The following is an 18259-nucleotide window of genomic DNA, read 5'->3' on the forward strand; positions in this document are numbered from 1 at the left end:
CACGGCCGATCAGCACTCTATCCTCGCGCTCGCAAAGTGAAGCGTCTTTCGGGAGAGAAAAATGAAGAAGCTGATCAACGATCCGTCCACCGTCGTTCGCCACATGCTGGAGGGCGTGGTGGCTCTCAGCCCGGCCAGTATTCTTCTCGCCGACGAAAACGTGGTGATACGATCTGGTCTTCCGGACGCGGATCAGCGGAAAGTCGCGGTGCTCTCGGGTGGCGGCAGCGGTCATGAACCGGCCCATGCCGGTTATGTCGGGGCAGGTATGCTGACGGCGGCCGTGGCCGGAGACGTCTTTACGTCGCCGAGCACCGATGCCGTGCTGGCGGGAATCAGGGCGGCTGCAGGTCCGGCGTGTGCGCTGGTCATCGTCAAGAACTATACGGGCGACCGGCTTAATTTCGGCCTTGCGGCGGAGCTTGCCCGGGCGGAAGGAATTCCCGTGGAGATTGTTGTCGTCGCCGACGATGTTGCCTTGAAGGATACCGTGCCCGTCGATCGCCGCCGCGGCATCGCCGGAACGGTGCTGGTGCACAAGTTGGCCGGTGCTGCTGCCGAACGCGGGTTGCCGCTCGATGAAGTCGCACGGGTGGCGCGCGCGGCGGCGGCCGGGCTTTCGTCGATGGGAATTTCGCTCGGTTCCTGCACGCTGCCGGCTGTCGGTAAGCCCGGCTTCACGCTCGGCGAGCGGGAAATCGAGGTCGGTCTCGGCATTCACGGCGAACAGGGTGTCCGCAGAATGGAGATCGCTTCGGCGGATGATCTGACGTCGCTTGTGCTCGGCACGATCGAAGCTGATGGAAAGCTCAAGGGCGGTGATCGCGTCGTGCTGCTTGTCAACGGCCTGGGTTCGACGCCTCCCATGGAGCTGTCGATTGTCGCCCGTTCAGCCCTTAACATTCTCGAGGCGAAAGGGGTGGCCGTCGAACGCGCATGGGCAGGCACCTTCCTGTCGGCGCTGGACATGCCGGGCTTTTCGCTCTCCATCATGCATGTCGATGAGCAGACGCTGGAACTCATCGACGCGGCAACCGATGCGACCGCCTGGCCACGGGGCGGGGCGGTGAACCGGCATCGCATGCTTGCCGCTTCAAAGCTGCCGGAGGGCGTGCCTTCAGATCGGGAAATGATCGCCGCAGGTGCACGTCTTCGGCAGGTGGCTGAAGATGTCGCAAAGGCCCTGATTGCCGCTGAACAACAGCTGACGGATCTCGACAGTATTACAGGTGACGGCGACCTTGGGGCCAGCATGAAGCGCGGCGCCGAAGCGATCCTAGCACTTCCGGCTCAGGCGTTTGCGGATGTTTCGAGCGGGCTGTCGGCCATGGGCGATGCGATGCGCAAAGCAATTGGCGGTAGCTCGGGGCCGTTCTACGCTACCGGCCTCATGCGAGCGGCCCGGCAACTCGCCGGTTCCGATGCGCCGACGGCAAGGGAGCTTGCCGATGCCTTCGTCGCCGCTGTCGAAGCGGTATCCGAGTTAGGCGGTGCGAAGCCCGGTGACCGAACGATGGTCGATGCCCTTTATCCTGCTGCCACCACATTCCGGGACAGGCTGGCCGATGGGCAGTCTGCCGAGGCTGCATGGAGTGAGGCCGTCGCAGCCGGTCAGGCGGGCGCCGAAGCGACGAAGACCATGACGCCGCGCCTCGGGCGTGCGAGCTATCTTGGCGATCGTGCAAAGGGACACGCGGATGGCGGTGCCGTGGCTGTCATGATCTGGATGAGGCAGATAGCCGCCAAATGAACACCGGGAGGGCGGGCGTGAGACGGACTGCCGCGAGGATCGCGGCAGTCAACGGTTGAGGATTGTTATTCAGCGGGTTGCGCCACGGATTCTGCACCAAAGTGCCGCCCCTCCGCAGCGAGGCTGCGCTGGCCGAGGCCGATGATGGTGACTGTCGAGAGGCTGGCGACAACCGACACCCAGAAGCCGTTGCCTGCGCCGAAATTGTCGATCACCCAGCCGGAGATGAAGGCGCCGAGCGCCATGCCGATACCGATGCCGGTCATCACCCAGGTCACGCCTTCCGTCAGCATCGATTCCGGTACGCGGCGCTCGATCAGGCCGAATGCGGTGATGAAGATAGGGGATATTCCAACCCCGCTGAGGAACACGGCGAAGGCGAGCAGGCCGACTGCCGTGGTAGCGAAGAGGAGCGGCAGGGCCGTCAGTGCGAGGACGCTCACGGCAATCAGCAATTGACGATGCAGCGGTATTTTGGGGTTGATCGCGCCAAGCAGCAGGCCAACGACGAATGAACCTATGGCATAGACACCGATGACGAGGCTGGCGGCCTCCGGCTGGCCGAGTTGCTTGGTGATGGCAACGGCGCTCACTTCGGCCGTGGCGAAGGTTGAGCCGACGAAGATTAGGGCAAGTGTGATGATCTGGACCGGGCGAAGGAAGATCGCGGAACGCTGCCGCTGTCCGCCCTGCACCGGGCGCACCTTGGGTTCTGTCGACCGTTGCAGAAGGAAGGCAAAGGTGCCAAGCGCGAGGAAGGTGGTGCTGATCATCATCCCGGCTTCCGGAAAGAACGAGACCGCAAGGCCGACGGAAAGCGATGCGCCGGAAATGTAAACCAGCTCGTCGGCGGCGGATTCAAAGGCGAAGGCCGTGTTAAGCTCAGGCCTGTCACGGAAAATCTCCGTCCAGCGGGCGCGCATCATGGCCGGAATGCTTGGCATGGGGGCGGCGAGGAAAGCGGAAAGGAACAGTGTCCAGACCGGCCATTTCTGGTTCGTGGCGATGATCAAAATCGCAAAGGCGATGACCGACAGGGTGGTTGCCGGGATGAGGACGCTGCTCTGGCCCCTGCGATCCACCAGACGGGAAATCTGCGGCGCAACGGCGGCATTGGTCAGCGCGAAGGTTGCCGAGACGGCGCCGGCAAGCCAGTATTCGCCGTGGGTCTGGGAAAGCATGGCGACGATGCCGATCGGGGCCATCGCAATCGGAAGGCGGGCGAAGAAACCGGCCGCGGAAAAGCCTTTGGCGCCGGGAGCCCGGAAAATTTCTCTGTACGGATTAGACATCGGATGCACCTTGTTTAGGGAGTATCCACCACACACATACGTGGCGTATGCAAATTAGATAATTGCATACGCCACGTATGTCAACTAATATACGTGGCGTATGTCGAGCAAGGAGAAAAAATGCGCAAACCCCGTAGTGAAATGATTACCGAGACGCGGGCGAAGCTTCTGGCTGCCGGCCGCAAGGCGTTTGGCAGCATTGGATATGCCGAAGCGTCGATGGACGACTTCACTGCAGAGGCGGGGCTGACCCGCGGTGCCCTCTATCACCATTTCGGTGACAAGAAAGGCCTGCTGCTGGCGGTTGTGGGTGAGATCGATGCGGAGATGACGAAGAGGCTCTGCGAGATATCATCAAGGGCCGAGACGCGGTGGGAGGGTTTCATTGAGGAGAATGTCGGTTATGTCCGCATGGCTCTCGAGCCGGAAATCCAGCGCATCATGTTTCGCGACGGACCGGCCGTGCTGGGCGACCCCTCCCGCTGGCCAAATGCCAATGGCTGTATCTCGGCCGTTGCACGCAGCCTGGATGCGCTCAAGCAAGAGGGTACTATTGGCGATATTGACCCGGAGGCATGCGCCCGTTTCATCAATGCGGCGAGCAGCAGTGCGGCCCAGTGGATCGCGAATTCCGACGACCCGGAAACGACCTCCAGACGCGCCGTGTCGAGCTTCCGGGCCTTTCTGGAAGGATTGCGGATCAGGAACGCCTGATACCGACCGGCAGCAACTCATTGCGGAAGCCGAAAGTGATCGTCGATGTGGCGGCGGTTGCGCGTGTCCTTGTGCCAGCCTATGGCCTTTCTATAGCTGCCGAAAAGGTTACTCTCCCGCACGCCGTCCAGTGTCAGGCCATGCACGGCCTCGGCATCCGGATCGACGTAAAGAGCATCCACCGGGCAATAGGCCTCGCACATGAAACAGGTCTGACACGAATCCTGCCGTAAAATGACGGGCGGGCCTTCCGGCATCGCCTCGAAGACATTGGTTGGGCAGACCTGAACGCACAGATTGCAATCCGTGCAGGCGTCTGTATCCAGAACCTCGATCATTATTCCGCTGCCTCCTTGTAGATGCCGGGATCAACAGGCTCCCGCCGGATGGCGATTGCATCGAGGCCGCTGAGAATGAGCCGGTGATGCTGGGCGGGATCCTGCTTCGGGAAATCGTCGCGCCGGTGCATGCCGCGTGTTTCCGTGCGCGCAAGGGCGGCGCGATACATGAAGCGCGCAGTGGCGAGCATCGCCTGCGCCTGACGCAACGGCAATATCTGGCTCTCATCGGCAACCGTTGCCGAGACCGTCTTCGTCCACAGAGCATCCAGCCGCGCCAATGCTGCTGAAAGGCCGGATTCCGTGCGGAAATAATTGATGTCGAGGGGAAAGACCTCGTCCTGTACCGCCTTGATGATGCTTGCCGGGTCGGTGAACTCCGTATGCGATGCGGTCTGCGTGTTGGGCTGTGGAAGGTCACTTCGCGGCATCCCCGCCTTCTCGCGGGCAAAGGCTGCGGCCGAGGCGCCGGCGAAGGCGCCCGTGGAAATTGCCCAGGCTGCGTTGTGGCTGCCGCCGCCGGTGAAGCCGCCACAGATCGGCTCGCGCGTGGCGTTGTCGCCGGCGGCATAAAGACCGGCAACCGTCGTTGCACAGTCGAGCCCGGTCAGCCGCAGCCCACCGGTGCCGCGCACCGTGCCTTCCAGCCGAAGCTTTACTTCGAAGAATTCGGTGAAGGGATCGATGCCCCGACGGTCGAACGGCACGAAGAAATTCGGCTGGGCGCGCCGCAGGATCGCCTTCACCTCATCGGTTCCGGCAAGGTCAAGCCGGGCATAAACGGGTTGCGAAAGCAGCGTGCGGGCGATGATCGAGCGACCACGGGCCGAGCCTGCGCCTTCTATCAGGCTATGGTCCTTGCGATAGAATTGCGCGAAACGGTAAAGGGCGGTCTTGGTGATGGAGGCGAAGGCCGGTGAAATTGCGTAGGCCGACGAAAATTCCATGCCGGACAGTTCAGCACCGGCCTCGGCGCCCATCAAATAGCCGTCGCCGGTCAGGACATCGCAGCCGAGCGCCTTGCTCATGAAGGCGCAGCCGCCCGTCGCCAGTACCACCGCTCCGGAGGCGACACGCCAGTTCCCGCCCTGTTGCCGCCGCAGACCGGTTGCGCCAGCAACGCGTGCGCCTTCTGTCAATAGCCTGATTGCGGGGTGATGATCGAGAATGGTGACACCGGCATTTTTTACCCGGCGACGCAAGAGCCGCATATATTCCGGCCCCTGAACGGAGATGCGCTGCTGCTCGCCCTTGTCGTCGCTGGGGAACGGATACCCCCATTCCGCCAGCCGGTTGACGCTTTCGAAAGTCTTGTCGAGGACCGGCGCCATCCATGACCGCTCGGAAAGATAGCCGCCCATTGCCTCACGGCTTGCCATGGCGGCATCCCGTGCGGCTTCATCCGGCGGCACATACCAGATCTGCGTGCCAGCGGAGGCCGTTGCGCCCGAACTGCCGCAATAACCCTTGTCAACCAGAACAACGCGTGCTCCGGCACCCACGGCCTCCAACGCTGCCCAGCAGCCGGCCGGACCGCCGCCGATGACAAGCACGTCGCAGGTGATATCGGTGATGGCCGGCGGCGAAGAGTGGGTGTCTTGCAGGGGCAGGTTCATGGCAGGCTTCCTTTCTATGAAGAAATCGCATTGCACTTTAAATCTATGTATTGCATAGGTTTTCCAGTTGCTGTTCTGGAGTTTCCCGATGTCGCTTGCCAGTCTTGCCATGTATGTCAGTCCCTCGCCGGTCAAGGAGGCGACGGCGTTGTTCTGGACTGCGCTCGGCAAGCGTCTTCGTGCTGCTGGCGTTGATGCGCCGCAGACGCTGGATGCGGAAATCCGCTACAATGAGGCTTGGCTCAGGCCTGATCTGCTGTTCGGCCAGACCTGCGGATATCCTTATGTGCAGCACCTGCGTGGCAAGGTGCAGCTGGTGGCAACCCCGGTTTACAATCTGCCCGGCTGCGACGGTCCGCTCAAATGCAGCTTCATCATTGTCAACGCGGCGTCGCAGGCGCGGTCGATCACGCAATTGCGGGGCGCCCGGGCTGCCATCAATGAACCCGGCAGCAATTCCGGTTATAATCTGTTCCGCGCTTTCGTGGCGCCACATGCCGATGAGGGCCGGTTCTTTTCGTCCGTGCAGGAGACTGGCGGTCATCTGGCGAGTATCGATGCGGTGTCGAGAGGCGAGGCGGATGTCGCTTCCATCGACTGCATTACCTTCGGCAACACCCTGCGCTTCGATCCGCAACGGGTTGCGGGTGTGCGCATCCTTGCCGAAACGGCAAAGGGACCGGGTCTGCCCTTCATCACGGCCGGTGCGACACCGGCAAGGGAGCTGGTGATATTGCGACGGGCTCTGGCGGAAACCATCGCCGACCCCGAACTTGCCGACGTCTGCGATACGCTGTCTTTGCGCGGCATCAGCCTGCTTGGCGATGCCGATTATGAAGTCCTGGCCGAGTTTGATCGGGATGCTGCGCGTCATGGTTACCCCGCTATCGCCTGAGGCAGGGTCTCCGCTTCCACAGTAAGCGGGAAGTGGCAGGCGACACTGCGCCCGGATGAGCCGGCGGAAACAAGCAGCGGCACGTCGCTTGCGCAGCGTGGGCGCGCCAGTGGACAGCGTTTGTGGAAACGACAGCCGGAGGGCGGGTTGCCTGGGCTTGGCAATTCTCCGGCAAGCACGATGCGCTCACGCCGGCGGCCGGGATCGAGTGTGAGATTGGCCGAGAGCAGTGCGTGTGTGTAGGGATGCGCGGGACTGTGAAACAAGTCGGCCGTCGGCCCGCTCTCGACGATCTGGCCAAGATACATCACGGCGACACGATCGGTGACGCGGCCGACGACATTGAGATTGTGGGAGATGAGCAGATAGCTGAGCTTCAGGCGATCCCGAAGCACGCGCAGGAGATTGAGCAATTCGCCCTGAATGGAGATATCGAGGCCAGCCGTTGGTTCATCGGCGACGATGATCGAAGGTTCGGCGGCAAGCGCCCGCACCAGCGCAACGCGCCGCGCCTGCCCGCCGCTCAGCTGATGCGGATAGCGTGAAAGAAGCTGCTCGCCGAGGCCGATGCTTTCCGCAAGGGCAGAGATGCGCGCCCAGCTCTCGGCCGAATGTACCCTGCGTATTTTTAGCGGTTCAGCCAGAAGCGCGCGCACTTTCATGCGCGGAGAAAGCGAGGCGGCGGGGTCCTGGAACAGGAGCTGGATGCGGCGCTGCAGATCGTTGCGGCGCGCCTTTGTCACATTGGCAAGTGTCTCTCCTTCGACCGAGAGCGTACCGGCGGCAAGCGGCTGAAGCCCGACAATGGCCCGGGCAAGCGAGGACTTTCCGCATCCGCTTTCCCCGACAAGGCCAAGGGTTTCGCCGGGGAACAGATCCAGTGACACGTTATCGACGGCGGTCAGCCGGTCATAACGGATCACCGCATTCTTCAGTGAGAGGGCAGGGGTGCTCATCATGCCGCCTCCAGCCAGCAGAAGAAGGTCTGGCCGCTCCCGGCCTGTCGGCGGGGTGGCCTTTCTACACAGCGATCATGGCGGGAGGGACAGCGCTCGGCGAAGATGCAGCCCTGTGGCCGGTGGGATGGATCGGGAACCGTCCCGGGAATGGTGGCAAGATCCTGCAGGCGGTCGAAGGCGGCGTAGGGGTCGATCTCGCAGTTGAGCAAGGCTCGGGTATAGGGATGGTGCGGGCGATGCAGAACATCCGCCACCCAGCCGCTTTCCACCACCGTTCCGGCATACATCACGATGACACTGTCGCAGAGCTCGGCGATAAGCCCCATGCTGTGACTGACGACCAGCATCGAAGCGACGGTCCGTTGCCGCAGCCGATGCAGCATCTCGACCACCTGGGCTTCAACCGTTGCGTCAAGCGCGGTCGTCGGTTCGTCGGCAATCAAAAGCTTTGGTTCGACCAGCAGCGCCATGGCGATGACAACACGCTGTCGCATGCCGCCTGAGAATTCGTGTGGATAGCGGTGCATCCGCAGGGCCGCATCCTGCAACCCCACATCCGAGAGCACCGCTTCCGCCCGCGCCCACAGCGACCGCCGGCTTTCCTTTGGAAATCGCCGGCGCTGGATGTCGACGAGCTGTGTGCCGATCGTGAACATGGGGTTAAGCGCGGTCATGGGGTCCTGAAAGACCATGGCTATATCGGTGCCGCGCAGGCTTGCCGTTTCCCCTGATGCCAGATTTGTCTCACGTCCGTTGAAGGCCGCGCGACTTGCCGAAATTTCCGCATTGTCGGCAAGCAGGCCGAGCAGGGTGAAGGCAACCGTTGACTTGCCGCTGCCGCTTTCACCGACGAGGCCGACGGACTGGCCGCGGCCGATGGTGATGTCGACGCCGTCGAGAATATGCGCACTATGCCCGGCGCTCTTGTAAGACACGTTGAGGTTTTCGATGAGGACGAGGGCGTCTGTCACAGGCTTTTCCTCAGCTTCGGGTCGAGTGTGTCGCGCAGGGCTTCACCGAGAAGCGCAAAACCGAGTGTCGCGAGGATCAGCGCCAGACCGGAAAAAGTGGCGAGCCATACCGACTGGTCGAGATAGGTATAGCCGTCGTTCAGCAGGTTGCCCCAGCTGGCAAGCGGCGGGCGCACGCCAAGACCGAGGAAGCTCAACCCCGCCTCGATGGTGATGACGACGGGGATATCCATGCACGCCAATACGAAAATCGGGCCGATGATATTGGGCGTGACGTGATGCAGGACGACCCGCCAGGTCTCGGCGCCCAGAACCCTTTCCGCCTCGATGAAGGGACTGTTGCGGATCGCGATCGTCTGGGCGCGGGCGACACGGCCGAAATGGGGAATGAAGACGATGCTGACAAGCAGTACGACATTGCCGAGGCCGGGGCCGAAGACGGCGACGAGCGCCAGAGCGAGGATGATGCTTGGAAACGAGGTCACGACATCGAAGATGCCGACGATGAAGAGGTCGACGACACGGGAGGAGAGGGCTGCCGCCACGCCGAGGGCGACGCCGGTCGTCAGCGAGATCGCGATGACGGAGAGCGAGATGCCGAGCGCTATGCGCGTACCGAAGATAAGGCGGCTTAATATGTCACGCCCGAGATGATCGGTTCCCAGAAGATGTTGCAATGATGGGTCCATGAAGCGGCTGGCCGGTGCAATCGCGTTCGGACCATAGGGCGCGATCAGCGGAGCAGCGATTGCCACCAGACAGAGCAATGTAACCGCAAAGATTGCGAATGTGCCGCCGGGGCGGCGGGAGAGGTCGCGCAGGACGGTCATTGCTGTTGCTTTCCAGATACGAGCCGTGCGCGCTCGCGCGGATCGAGCAGGCTCTGGGAGAGGTCTGCAATGAGATTGGTGAGCACGTAGAGCAGCACGATGACAAAGACGCCGCCCTGAACCACCGGATAGTTGCGGGTGCGAATGGCGTCATAGATCAACGAACCGAGCCCGGGACGGTTGAAAATGACTTCCGCGAAGACCGCTCCGCCTAAAAGCTCGCCAAAGCCCATGCCAAGCACCGCGACGGTAGGCAATATTGCCGGTTTGAGGGCATATTTTATGAGGATTTTCGTTTCGCTGACACCATAGGCCCGCAGCGTGCGGATCTGGTTTTCACCGAGCACCTCCAAAAGGGAGGCGCGCAGCAGACGGGCGATATAACCGATCCAGCCGGCGGCGAGCGCCGCCGTCGGCAAGGCGAGATGCCAAAGCTGGTCGCCGATATCGCCGCTCTCTCCGGCCCCCAAGACCGGAAACCAACGCAGCTTTACCGAAAACATCATCAGGAGGAACACCGAGACGACAAAGCTCGGCGTCGAGATAAAACCGACGCTGAAGAAAGCGATAAGCCGGTCCACCCTGCCGCCGGGCCAGCGGGCAGAGATGAGGGCAAGCGGAACCCCGAGCGCGATGGCGAAAAACATGGCGGAAACGGCCAGAGCCACCGTATTCGGTAACGCCGCCGCAACAAGGGTTAGGACCGGGCGGCCGTTAAAGACATCCTCTCCGAGATCGCCGGAAAAGAGACGGCCAAAAAAGGCAAAAACCTGTTCGATCAGCGGCTTGTCGAGGCCAATACGGGCGTTGAGTGCCGCCACGGCCTCGGGCGTCGCGCGTGAACCGAGGATTACCGTTGCTGGATCGCCGGGAATAAGCCGAGTGAGCGCCATCAGCAATATGACGGAGCCGGCAACGGCGAGAAGTGCCGTAGCCAGCTTGAAGGCGAGATGAATTTGCAGGGATGCGCTCCTCATCGCAGCGCATCCTCACCTGTCATTGAAACAACACGCACGGGGTCAGGCCGTCGCTTCCGTAAAGGCGGTGTAGAGCCAGTTGTTGCCATTCGGAAGAACACCGGGCTTCAGCCATTTGCGTGAGGCAAAAGCATTCAGATTGTGCGTGATCCAGATGAAGGCGGCGGATTCGTCGAGCAGTTTCTGAGCCTGGATATAAATCTTTTCGCGCTCGGCGGGATCGACGGTGACGCCGCCCTTTTCATGCAGCGCATCGTATTCCGCATTCTTCCAGCGCTGCCAGTTCCACTGGCCGACCTGTTCCGAGGTGAACCATTGCGTCTGGAAGCCGGGGTCGAATTTTCCGTTGAATTTGACAAGCGACAGTTCGAGATCCTTGCTGGCGTCATTTTTGCCCAGCGCCCAATAGGCAGCGGATTCCAGCGCCTCGATCTCCACCTCGATACCGACTTCGGAGAGGTTGGCCTGAATGATCTGGGCAATCGCCTCGTAACGTGCCGTCGCTTCAATGGTCAGCTTGGTCTTGAAGCCGTTTGCATGGCCGGCTTCGGCCAGCAATGCCTGCGCCTTTTCCAGATCCCTTGCGTAGACGGGGGCTTCTTTCCAGTATCCGAGCAGGCTTGGCGCGAGCAGCGAATTGGCGCGCGGATAGATGCCGGAGTAGGCACCCTGAAGGATTGCTTCGATATCAACGGCGTAACGGATCGCCTGGCGAACACGGATATCATTGAAGGGGGCCTTCTCGATATTCGGGCCGAACCAGACATAGTCGATGGCAGGAATTTCCGTCACGCTCGCATCCGGCAGGTTCGCCAGCGCCTTTCCGTTTTCAGGGTCGATTGCGGTAAAGTCGATCTCGCCGGACTGGAAGGCGATTTCCGAAGTCTTCTGTTCTCCGATCGGTTTGCCGACGATCTGCTGGAAGTGCGGCTTGATCGGTCCTTTGTAGTCGGGGTTTATTTCGAGCGTGAAATGCTCGCGCGGGACCCATTCCTTGAGAACATAGGGGCCGCTGCCGATCAGTTTCGTGGCGATATCCTTGCCGAGTGCTTCGAAGGCCTTTTTCGAAATGATACGCCCCGATCCATCGGCCAGTGCAATCGTGTAGAGCGCCGGCGCCGGCTGCTTCAGGATGATGCGGCCCTCAAGGGGGTTGGTGATTTCGACGCGATCAAGGGCCGACCAGTCCTTGGCATAGGTGACTGGCTTGCCGTCGGCATCGGGCTTCAGGAAACGCTCGAAGGAGAATTTCACGTCTTCCGCCGTCAGTTCGCCATAGCCGCCGGTGAACTTGAGGCCGCTGCGCAGTTTGAAACGGATTTCGGTGTCGCTCACCTGTTCCAGCTCTTCGGCGGCATCGAGTTCCCAGTCCGTCGAGCCCGGCTTGAAGGAGATAAGCCCCTGCTGCACCGACCAGAGGACGTTGAGATCGATCGGGCCTGAGCGATTGGCTGGATCGAGATTTGAAAGGTCCTTCTCGACGCGGACGACGATCCTGGAACGGTCGGCACCGGCAAAAACGGGATCAATGCCGCCAAGGGCGACGAGACCTGCAATGGACGCGCCGCCGAAGAGCACCTGCCTGCGTGTGGTATTGAATGTCAAGAAATGTCCCTCCGGTCTGGAGCGCCCGCTCACACGATGCGGGCGGCGCTCATCAATTCGATGGGGGATTAAAGCCAATAACACATAAATTTTATAGAATAAATATTTTACCTAGAGCGCTGTTACACAACCATTTTTCCCTTTTTTGCGGTTCTGTTGCAAAGCCGTGCGGCGCGGCATCCGGTACCCGGCTTTATAGTGGCGGGCGAAATCCATCGCTTTTACGTTTCAGCCGGAACCTGCTTCATGTCCCGTCTTCCGCCTTCCGATATTTTTCCCTCGCCCGTCAGTTCCTTGGCCATAGCCCGCATCGAATGGCAGACGGTAGCCCTGGCGGTTGTCATTTACGGCGGCTTCCTGGCGGTGACCTGGTTTTGGCAATCTCTGCCTGTTGTTGTCGTGATCGCCATTGGCGGGTGGCTGATTGCCTGGCACGGATCGCTCCAGCATGAGGTCATCCATGGGCACCCCACCCGCTATCGCACCATCAATGACGCGATTGGCTGGCCGCCTTTGTCCCTGTGGTTGCCCTATGCCATCTACCGGGAAGGGCATCTGACCCACCATCGCGACGAACACCTGACCGATCCGATCGAAGATCCGGAATCCTCCTATTTCACCCAGGCCGCCTGGGAGAAGATGGGCCTGGTCGGTCGATATCTCGCACTCTGGAACACCACCCTGCTAGGCCGGTTGACACTTGGCCCGCTGGTCATGATTGTTAATTTCCTGGCGCAGGAGGCGTCTCTGGTCTTGAAGGGCGACAGGCCGCGGGCGGCGCTCTGGGCGCGGCACGCTATGGGCGTTGCGACTGTTCTGATCTGGGTGGTGGGGATTTGCGGAATGCCGCTGTGGCTCTATCTCTTCGGCTTCGTTTATGTCGGCGCGGCGCTGAGCAGGCTCCGCTCCTATGCGGAACATCGTTATGCCGACCATCAGGATGAGCGCACGGCGATCGTCGAGAACAGTCCGTTGTTCGGGTTGCTGTTTCTCTACAACAATCTGCATGTGCTGCATCACAAATTGCCGGCTGTCCCCTGGTACAAAATCCCCTTGCTCTATCGCCGCCATCGAAACACCCTTGTCGAGATCAATGGCGGTCTGGTCTATAACGGCTATCTCGATGTCGCCCGCCGCTTCTTCCTGAAACCCCACGACGATCCCCGTCATCCTCGCCATCTTGAATCGGCGGCCGATGCTGCGGCGAAAGAGCCTTGAAAAGTCTCGGAGGGGAAAGATTGGTGGCGGCGATGGGCGGTATCAACACCGATGCGCGCCCATGCCTTTCCGGATTACCGATGGGGCCACGCCTTCCGAAATGGCCCGCAAAATCACGGCTGATCAGGCGTTTTGCTGTTCCGGTGAAAGAAGATCGGCGTGATGCGCAAGCGCGACGTCGGGATGCGAGCGCAGGCGGCTTTTCAGGTGGTTCTGCCCGACTTCCCTGAAGATCGGATTCAGTGGATCAACCGTGATGCCACGTTCCGAGCGCTTCAACTCGTCCGGCAATGCGATGACGGGTATGGTGGCGTCATAACGCGAGCCAAGGAAAAAGGCGACGGAGAAACGCTCCACGCCCGCCGGCGGCGCTACGACGTCATGCACGTCCGCCCGGACGAAACCGTTGGTGGCGAGCTCCAGCAATTCGCCGGTATTGATGATAAAGGAGCCGGGCACTGGCGGCGCGTCGATCCAGTCTCCTGCTTCGGTGCGTACCCGCAGCCCGGCTGTCGTATCCTGAAGAAGCACGGTGACAAAGCCGCCGTCCTTGTGAGCGCCAACGCCCTGATCGGTTTCGGCCACGTCGCGCCCGGGGTAACGGATGATTTTGAGAAGCTGCGTGGGTTGTGGTTCGTAAATCTCGGCAAAGACATTTTCCGGCTGGCCAAGAGCGGCGGCAATTGCCTTGAGGAGATCAATACCGATCCGCGTTACTTCCGCCTGATAGCGCAACAGCAGCGGTTTCAGCTGCGGCAAAGCTTCAGGCCATTGATTGGGGCCAAACAGCCGCTTCCATGGCGGCGAGTCTGGACCGATCTTTGCAGGCACGCCTTCGGTATTGATATCGAGCTGTTCACGCCAGTCCTGCTCGCCCCTCGTCCGCTCCTGACCGGCACGGTTATAGCCACGGAAATGTGGCGACTTCACCATTTCGATCTTGAGTTTTTCTTCGAGCGGCAAGGCGAAAAACTGCTTCGAGATCGACAGGACGTCTTCAACCAGCCGTGGGTTGACGCCATGGCCGGTGAGATAGAAGAATCCATGGTCATGGAGCACGTTGCGCAGGTCGCGGACAAAAGCGGCGCGTTCTTCCGGCGCATGGAAGCGGGAAAAATCGAGAGTTGGCAGCGAGGCCGTATTTTCGAGGGGAGCGGTTTGAAAGGCCATGTCCTGTTTCCGGTTTTTGGGAATTACGTGATTGGCCGCTGAACGGCTCGCGCAACGATGTCGCCTTGGATAAGTCAGGCCGCCAGGGCCTGTTCATTGCCCAGATGCGCCCTGATCGCCGACTTCAGCTCCGCGACGCTGGAAAACTGGAGGTTATCCAGATCGATGACGTGGAATTTAACCGCGATGAACCGCAGCTTGTCGTTATTGGGAACGGCAATGCCGACCGGCAGTCCCTGATATTCGATTGTTTGTCTTTGCATTTCGCTTCTCCGCCAATTTTGGCTTTGTGGGTTGGCTCGGTACGGGTCGTCTTTTGACGACGCCCGCATTCGGGGCAGGGAGAAGCGACAACACGGCCGGGAGCGACGGATATGGTCCGGTGTCAATGCAGACGAGGCGGATGCAAAGCTCATATCCGAAGTCCCTTATGGCGATAATTCTCTACAAAAAATATATACAAACCTTGCGCAAAAAACCACCAGATTTAACGAAATTTCGGAAGAAAAATCTATATTTCTCAAAAATAACGAGCGTAAGTAGGCGTTTATCTCAAAAATGGCCGGTGCGGGAATTTTCATTCCTCTATGTGGGGCTCTTTCGCAGAAGGCGCTCCAGCCACAGGCTATAGCGGGATGCACCAAAGCAGATGGCAAAATAGACAAGAGCCACGAGCAGATAGGCTTCGTTATAAAAGCCGAGCCAGCCCGGATCGGTGGCCGCCGCGCGGGCGGCGTTAAGCAGGTCGAAGACGCCGATAACCGCAAGCAGGGACGTTGCCAGCAGAAAACCGATTGCCAGGTTGACCATGCCGGGAATGACGATGCGCAACGCCTGGGGCAAGACGACGAGATGCATTGTCCGCCAGTATCCGATGCCGAGCGCGGTGGCTGCTTCCTGCTGGCCGGATGGTATCGCCTGCAGGCCGGCACGCACGACTTCGGCTATATAGGCTGCCCAGAAAAGGGTGATCATGATCATCGCCCGGATCATCTTGTCGAACTGTGCTTCCGGCAGCGCCATGGGCAGTATCAACATGGCGATATATAGGATCGCGACCATGGGCGTGCCGCGCATCACCTCAATGTAGACGACGGAAAGGGTGCGGAGCCCTCCAAGGTTCGAGCGACGGGCGAGCGCCAGAAGGATCGCAATCGGCGTCGCGGCCGCAAAGCAGACGGCCCAAACGAAAAGTGTCACCGGCAGCCCGCCCCACTGGTTGGATGGAACCGGTGAGCTGCCAAAACTGCCCGTCAGCAGCATCCAGGACACAAGGACTGCGATCGGCCAGACAAGCAATAGTTCCCTGCGCCAGAAGCGGGGGAGAGCACTTGTGACAAGCAGGACCGCAAGAATGACAACGACGAGGGCCGGGCGCCATTGGAGTTCCGGGGGATAAAAGGCAAACAGAATGAAACGCAGCTTGGCGGCAATGAAGGCCCAGCAGGCGCCGTCGCGCGCAGCGCAATCCGCCGACGTTCCGCTCCATGTGGCGTCAAACAGGGCCCATCTGAAAAAGGGCGGCAGCAGCCAGCCCAATGCCGCCAGTGTCAAAAGCGTGATGGCCGAGTTGGCGATGGTGCCAAAGAGGCCGGTTCGCAGCTTGCCAAGCCGACCCTGAACCGGCTGTCGGGAGATATTTTCGGCCGGCTTGCTCATCTTACCGTCCCCTTCAGCGCCACCCTCTTGTTGTATTGGTTCATGAGGGCGGAAACGGCCAGATTGATGCCGAGATAGGTGCCGATGAGGATCATGAGGGCTTCCAGAGACTGGCCGGTTGTGTTGGCGGTGGTGTTGACGATGCTGACGAGATCCGGATAACCGATTGCGACCGCCAGGCTGGAATCCTTTGTCAGATCGAGATAGCTCGATGTGGCGAGCGGGGTGATGACGCGCAGCGCCTGCGGAAGGACGATCAGCCGCATGATCTGCCCATTGTGCAGCCCAAGCGCGCGGGCGGCTTCCCACTGGCCTCGATTGACCGACTGGATGCCCGCCCGGACGATTTCTGCGATTGCCGCGGAAAATTTGATGATCAGACCGGTTAGCAGTGCTGCGAATTCCGGCGTCAGATTATAACCACCCCGGATATTGAAGCCGGCCAATGCCGGTGTTTCAAACGTGAAGTTCGCTGCCAGGGCGAAGAAAGTGGCAATTGCCACTGCGGGAATGGCGGCGATGCCGATGCGCCATCCGTTCAGTTTTTTCAACTTCAACAGCACAAAAAGCGTAAGGCCGACGGCAAGCAGAATGGTGAGAACAAAGACTGGTCCGGCGAGCGGGAAACCTTCCACCGAGACCGTCGGGACATAGACGCCGCGATTGGTGAGGTAGATCGATCCGAACAGGGCGCCTGCCTGACGCGGTGCCGGAAATGCCTTGGCGAGCGAAATCCAGAAGAAGAGTTGCAGCAGGAGCGGCGTATTGCGGATCAACTCCACATACCACCGTACCAGTGAGGCGAGGAGCAGGTTTCCGGACAGGCCGGCAACGCCAACGGCCACCCCCAGAATGGTTGCGAATATGCAGCCGAACAGCGAGACTTTCAGCGTATTGAGCAGGCCCGCGAGCATGGCGCGAAGATAGGGGTCGCCGGCGGCGAAACCGATCGGGCTTTCACCGATTTCAAAGTTTGCCGAACGCCAGAGAAAGTCAAAACCGGGTGAAACGCCGATGCGCGCCATCGTCGCCGTGACGTTGATCCCGAGATAGATGAGCAATGCGACGAACGATGCGATGATTGCCAATTGAGCGATGGGGCGATGACCCCACCACATGAGAAGCCGACGATAAATGCCGGGCCTGCGAGGGCCCGGCGTTGTGATTGTGGACATCTGTGAAGGCTCGGTCTTCTCAGCGGAACGGTGGCGAATAGAGCAAGCCGCCATCCGTCCAGAGACGGTTGTAGCCACGATCCCAGCCAAGCGGCTTCAGATGCCGGTCGAAGATTTCGCCATAATTGCCGACCGTCTTGATGATGTTGTAGGCCCATTTAGGATCAAGGCCGATCGCCTCTGCAAGCGAAGGGTCGACGCCGAGGAAACGCTGGACCGCCGGGTCGGAAGACTTCAGAAACTCATCGACGTTCTTGGACGTAATGCCCCATTCTTCCGCCTGGATGGTGGCGTTGACGGTCCAGTTCACGATTTCGAGCCAGCGGTCGTCACCGCCGGCGATGGCGGGCGCCAGCGGCTCTTTCGACAGCCGCTCCGGCAGGACGATATAGTCGTCGGGCTTCTTCAGTTGGGTGCGCTTGCCGACCAGATCGGACGAGTCCTGAGTAATGGCGTCGACGCGGCCGGATTCCAGCGCAGCGATAAACTGTCCGGTGTCTTCGATGGTGACCGGTGTGAATTTCTTGCCGGTCTTGCGGAAGAAGTCGGCAACGTTGAGTTCGCCGGTCGTTCCGCTCTGGGCGCCGATGGTTGCGCCGTCCAGATCGGCTGCCTTGGTGACGCCGAGATCCTTGCGGACCAGAATGCCCTGGCCGTCATAGAAAATCGTCGGACCGAAGTGGAAGCCGAGCTTGAAGGCACGGGTAACGGTTACCGTGACGCCGGAAAGAAGAATGTCGAATTCACCGCTCTGCAGGGCAGGCAGGCGCTGCTGCGGAGAGGAGTTGGTGAATTCCACCTTGTCCGGATTGCCGAAGACGGCAATCGACAGCGCACGGCCGTAATCGATGAAGAAACCCTGCCACCGGCCATTGCTGTCCGGGGAGAAAAAGCCCGGCGTAGTGCCGACGCCGACCTTGATCGTGCCACGCTGATTGATCTTGTCGAGTGTTGGGCCGGCATGAGCGGTTCCAGACAATGCTGCGCTCGCAAGCAGTGCCGCGGCGATGGTCGACTTTATGAAGCCGCCGATAAATCCCTGAGATGACATTAAAAATGCTCCTGATGATGATCAGGTTTACCGTCCGTC

General features: G+C 60.4%; 17 protein-coding genes. 4 read left to right on the forward strand and 13 right to left on the reverse strand.

The window, feature by feature from the left end; genetic code table 11:
* Window positions 1–61: 61 nt before the first annotated feature.
* On the forward strand, window positions 62–1750 hold the full coding sequence (locus AGR13A_RS22315) for a dihydroxyacetone kinase family protein (RefSeq protein WP_080839587.1): 1689 nt from the start codon (window positions 62–64) through the stop codon (window positions 1748–1750).
* A 65-nt stretch (window positions 1751–1815) separates the two neighbouring features.
* Here the strand turns inward: AGR13A_RS22315 and AGR13A_RS22320 are convergent, their stop codons facing one another.
* On the reverse strand, window positions 1816–3042 hold the full coding sequence (locus tag AGR13A_RS22320; protein ID WP_080839590.1) for an MFS transporter: 1227 nt from the start codon (window positions 3040–3042) through the stop codon (window positions 1816–1818).
* A gap of 120 nt (window positions 3043–3162) precedes the next feature.
* Here AGR13A_RS22320 and AGR13A_RS22325 point away from each other — a divergent pair, with 120 nt between their 5' ends.
* Window positions 3163–3756 carry a TetR/AcrR family transcriptional regulator gene (locus tag AGR13A_RS22325; RefSeq protein ID WP_167377611.1) on the forward strand — a complete coding sequence of 198 codons (594 nt, stop codon included), beginning with the start codon at window positions 3163–3165 and terminating at the stop codon, window positions 3754–3756.
* A 17-nt stretch (window positions 3757–3773) separates the two neighbouring features.
* Here AGR13A_RS22325 and AGR13A_RS22330 read toward each other — a convergent pair whose 3' ends face one another.
* Entirely contained in the window at window positions 3774–4094 is a 321-nt protein-coding gene (locus AGR13A_RS22330; protein ID WP_080839594.1) for a 4Fe-4S dicluster domain-containing protein, read from the reverse strand.
* On the reverse strand, window positions 4094–5710 hold the full coding sequence (locus AGR13A_RS22335) for an FAD-dependent oxidoreductase (RefSeq protein WP_080839596.1): 1617 nt from the start codon (window positions 5708–5710) through the stop codon (window positions 4094–4096). Before AGR13A_RS22335 ends, AGR13A_RS22330 begins: the two co-directional genes overlap by 1 nt.
* A gap of 88 nt (window positions 5711–5798) precedes the next feature.
* On the opposite strand from AGR13A_RS22335, the gene AGR13A_RS22340 reads away from it, so the two are divergent.
* Window positions 5799–6605 carry a phosphate/phosphite/phosphonate ABC transporter substrate-binding protein gene (locus AGR13A_RS22340; RefSeq protein ID WP_080839598.1) on the forward strand — a complete coding sequence of 269 codons (807 nt, stop codon included), beginning with the start codon at window positions 5799–5801 and terminating at the stop codon, window positions 6603–6605.
* On the opposite strand, the gene AGR13A_RS22345 is transcribed toward AGR13A_RS22340, so the two are convergent.
* From AGR13A_RS22345 to AGR13A_RS22365, 5 genes are read right to left on the reverse strand one after another with little or no spacing between them, the layout of a single operon-like run.
* Entirely contained in the window at window positions 6587–7564 is a 978-nt protein-coding gene (locus AGR13A_RS22345) for an oligopeptide/dipeptide ABC transporter ATP-binding protein (RefSeq protein WP_308400329.1), read from the reverse strand. The genes AGR13A_RS22340 and AGR13A_RS22345 overlap by 19 nt on opposite strands.
* A complete protein-coding gene (locus tag AGR13A_RS22350; RefSeq protein ID WP_080839602.1) occupies window positions 7561–8535 on the reverse strand; it encodes an ABC transporter ATP-binding protein in 975 nt (324 codons plus the stop codon). The genes AGR13A_RS22345 and AGR13A_RS22350 overlap by 4 nt, the downstream gene beginning before the upstream one ends.
* Window positions 8532–9365 (reverse strand): ABC transporter permease, encoded by an 834-nt coding sequence (locus tag AGR13A_RS22355; RefSeq protein WP_035225830.1) that lies wholly within the window; start codon window positions 9363–9365, stop codon window positions 8532–8534. The genes AGR13A_RS22350 and AGR13A_RS22355 overlap by 4 nt, the downstream gene beginning before the upstream one ends.
* Complete coding sequence (locus AGR13A_RS22360) at window positions 9362–10342, reverse strand: ABC transporter permease (RefSeq protein WP_080839604.1); 981 nt, start codon at window positions 10340–10342, stop codon at window positions 9362–9364. Before AGR13A_RS22360 ends, AGR13A_RS22355 begins: the two co-directional genes overlap by 4 nt.
* A gap of 42 nt (window positions 10343–10384) precedes the next feature.
* Complete coding sequence (locus AGR13A_RS22365) at window positions 10385–11947, reverse strand: ABC transporter substrate-binding protein (RefSeq protein ID WP_080839606.1); 1563 nt, start codon at window positions 11945–11947, stop codon at window positions 10385–10387.
* Between the two features lie 246 nt (window positions 11948–12193).
* Between AGR13A_RS22365 and AGR13A_RS22370 the strand changes: the two genes are divergently transcribed.
* Window positions 12194–13165 (forward strand): fatty acid desaturase, encoded by a 972-nt coding sequence (locus tag AGR13A_RS22370; protein WP_080840414.1) that lies wholly within the window; start codon window positions 12194–12196, stop codon window positions 13163–13165.
* 123 nt (window positions 13166–13288) lie between these two features.
* Here the strand turns inward: AGR13A_RS22370 and AGR13A_RS22375 are convergent, their stop codons facing one another.
* The 5 genes from AGR13A_RS22375 to AGR13A_RS22395 form a co-directional block, all read right to left on the reverse strand.
* Window positions 13289–14335: an isopenicillin N synthase family dioxygenase gene (locus AGR13A_RS22375; protein ID WP_080839608.1), complete on the reverse strand. Its 1047-nt coding sequence runs from the start codon at window positions 14333–14335 to the stop codon at window positions 13289–13291.
* A 74-nt stretch (window positions 14336–14409) separates the two neighbouring features.
* Window positions 14410–14598 carry a hypothetical protein gene (locus AGR13A_RS22380; RefSeq protein ID WP_035225822.1) on the reverse strand — a complete coding sequence of 63 codons (189 nt, stop codon included), beginning with the start codon at window positions 14596–14598 and terminating at the stop codon, window positions 14410–14412.
* Window positions 14599–14920: 322 nt separating this feature from the next.
* The gene (locus AGR13A_RS22385; protein WP_080839610.1) at window positions 14921–15994 is read right to left on the reverse strand and encodes an amino acid ABC transporter permease; all 1074 of its coding nucleotides are present in this window, start codon (window positions 15992–15994) and stop codon (window positions 14921–14923) included.
* Window positions 15991–17169 (reverse strand): amino acid ABC transporter permease, encoded by a 1179-nt coding sequence (locus tag AGR13A_RS22390; RefSeq protein ID WP_080839612.1) that lies wholly within the window; start codon window positions 17167–17169, stop codon window positions 15991–15993. The genes AGR13A_RS22385 and AGR13A_RS22390 overlap by 4 nt, the downstream gene beginning before the upstream one ends.
* A 19-nt stretch (window positions 17170–17188) precedes the next feature.
* Window positions 17189–18220 carry an amino acid ABC transporter substrate-binding protein gene (locus AGR13A_RS22395; protein ID WP_080839615.1) on the reverse strand — a complete coding sequence of 344 codons (1032 nt, stop codon included), beginning with the start codon at window positions 18218–18220 and terminating at the stop codon, window positions 17189–17191.
* Between the last annotated feature and the right edge of the window lie 39 nt (window positions 18221–18259).

This window comes from Agrobacterium genomosp. 13 str. CFBP 6927 (assembly GCA_900012615.1).
Classification (GTDB): domain Bacteria; phylum Pseudomonadota; class Alphaproteobacteria; order Rhizobiales; family Rhizobiaceae; genus Agrobacterium.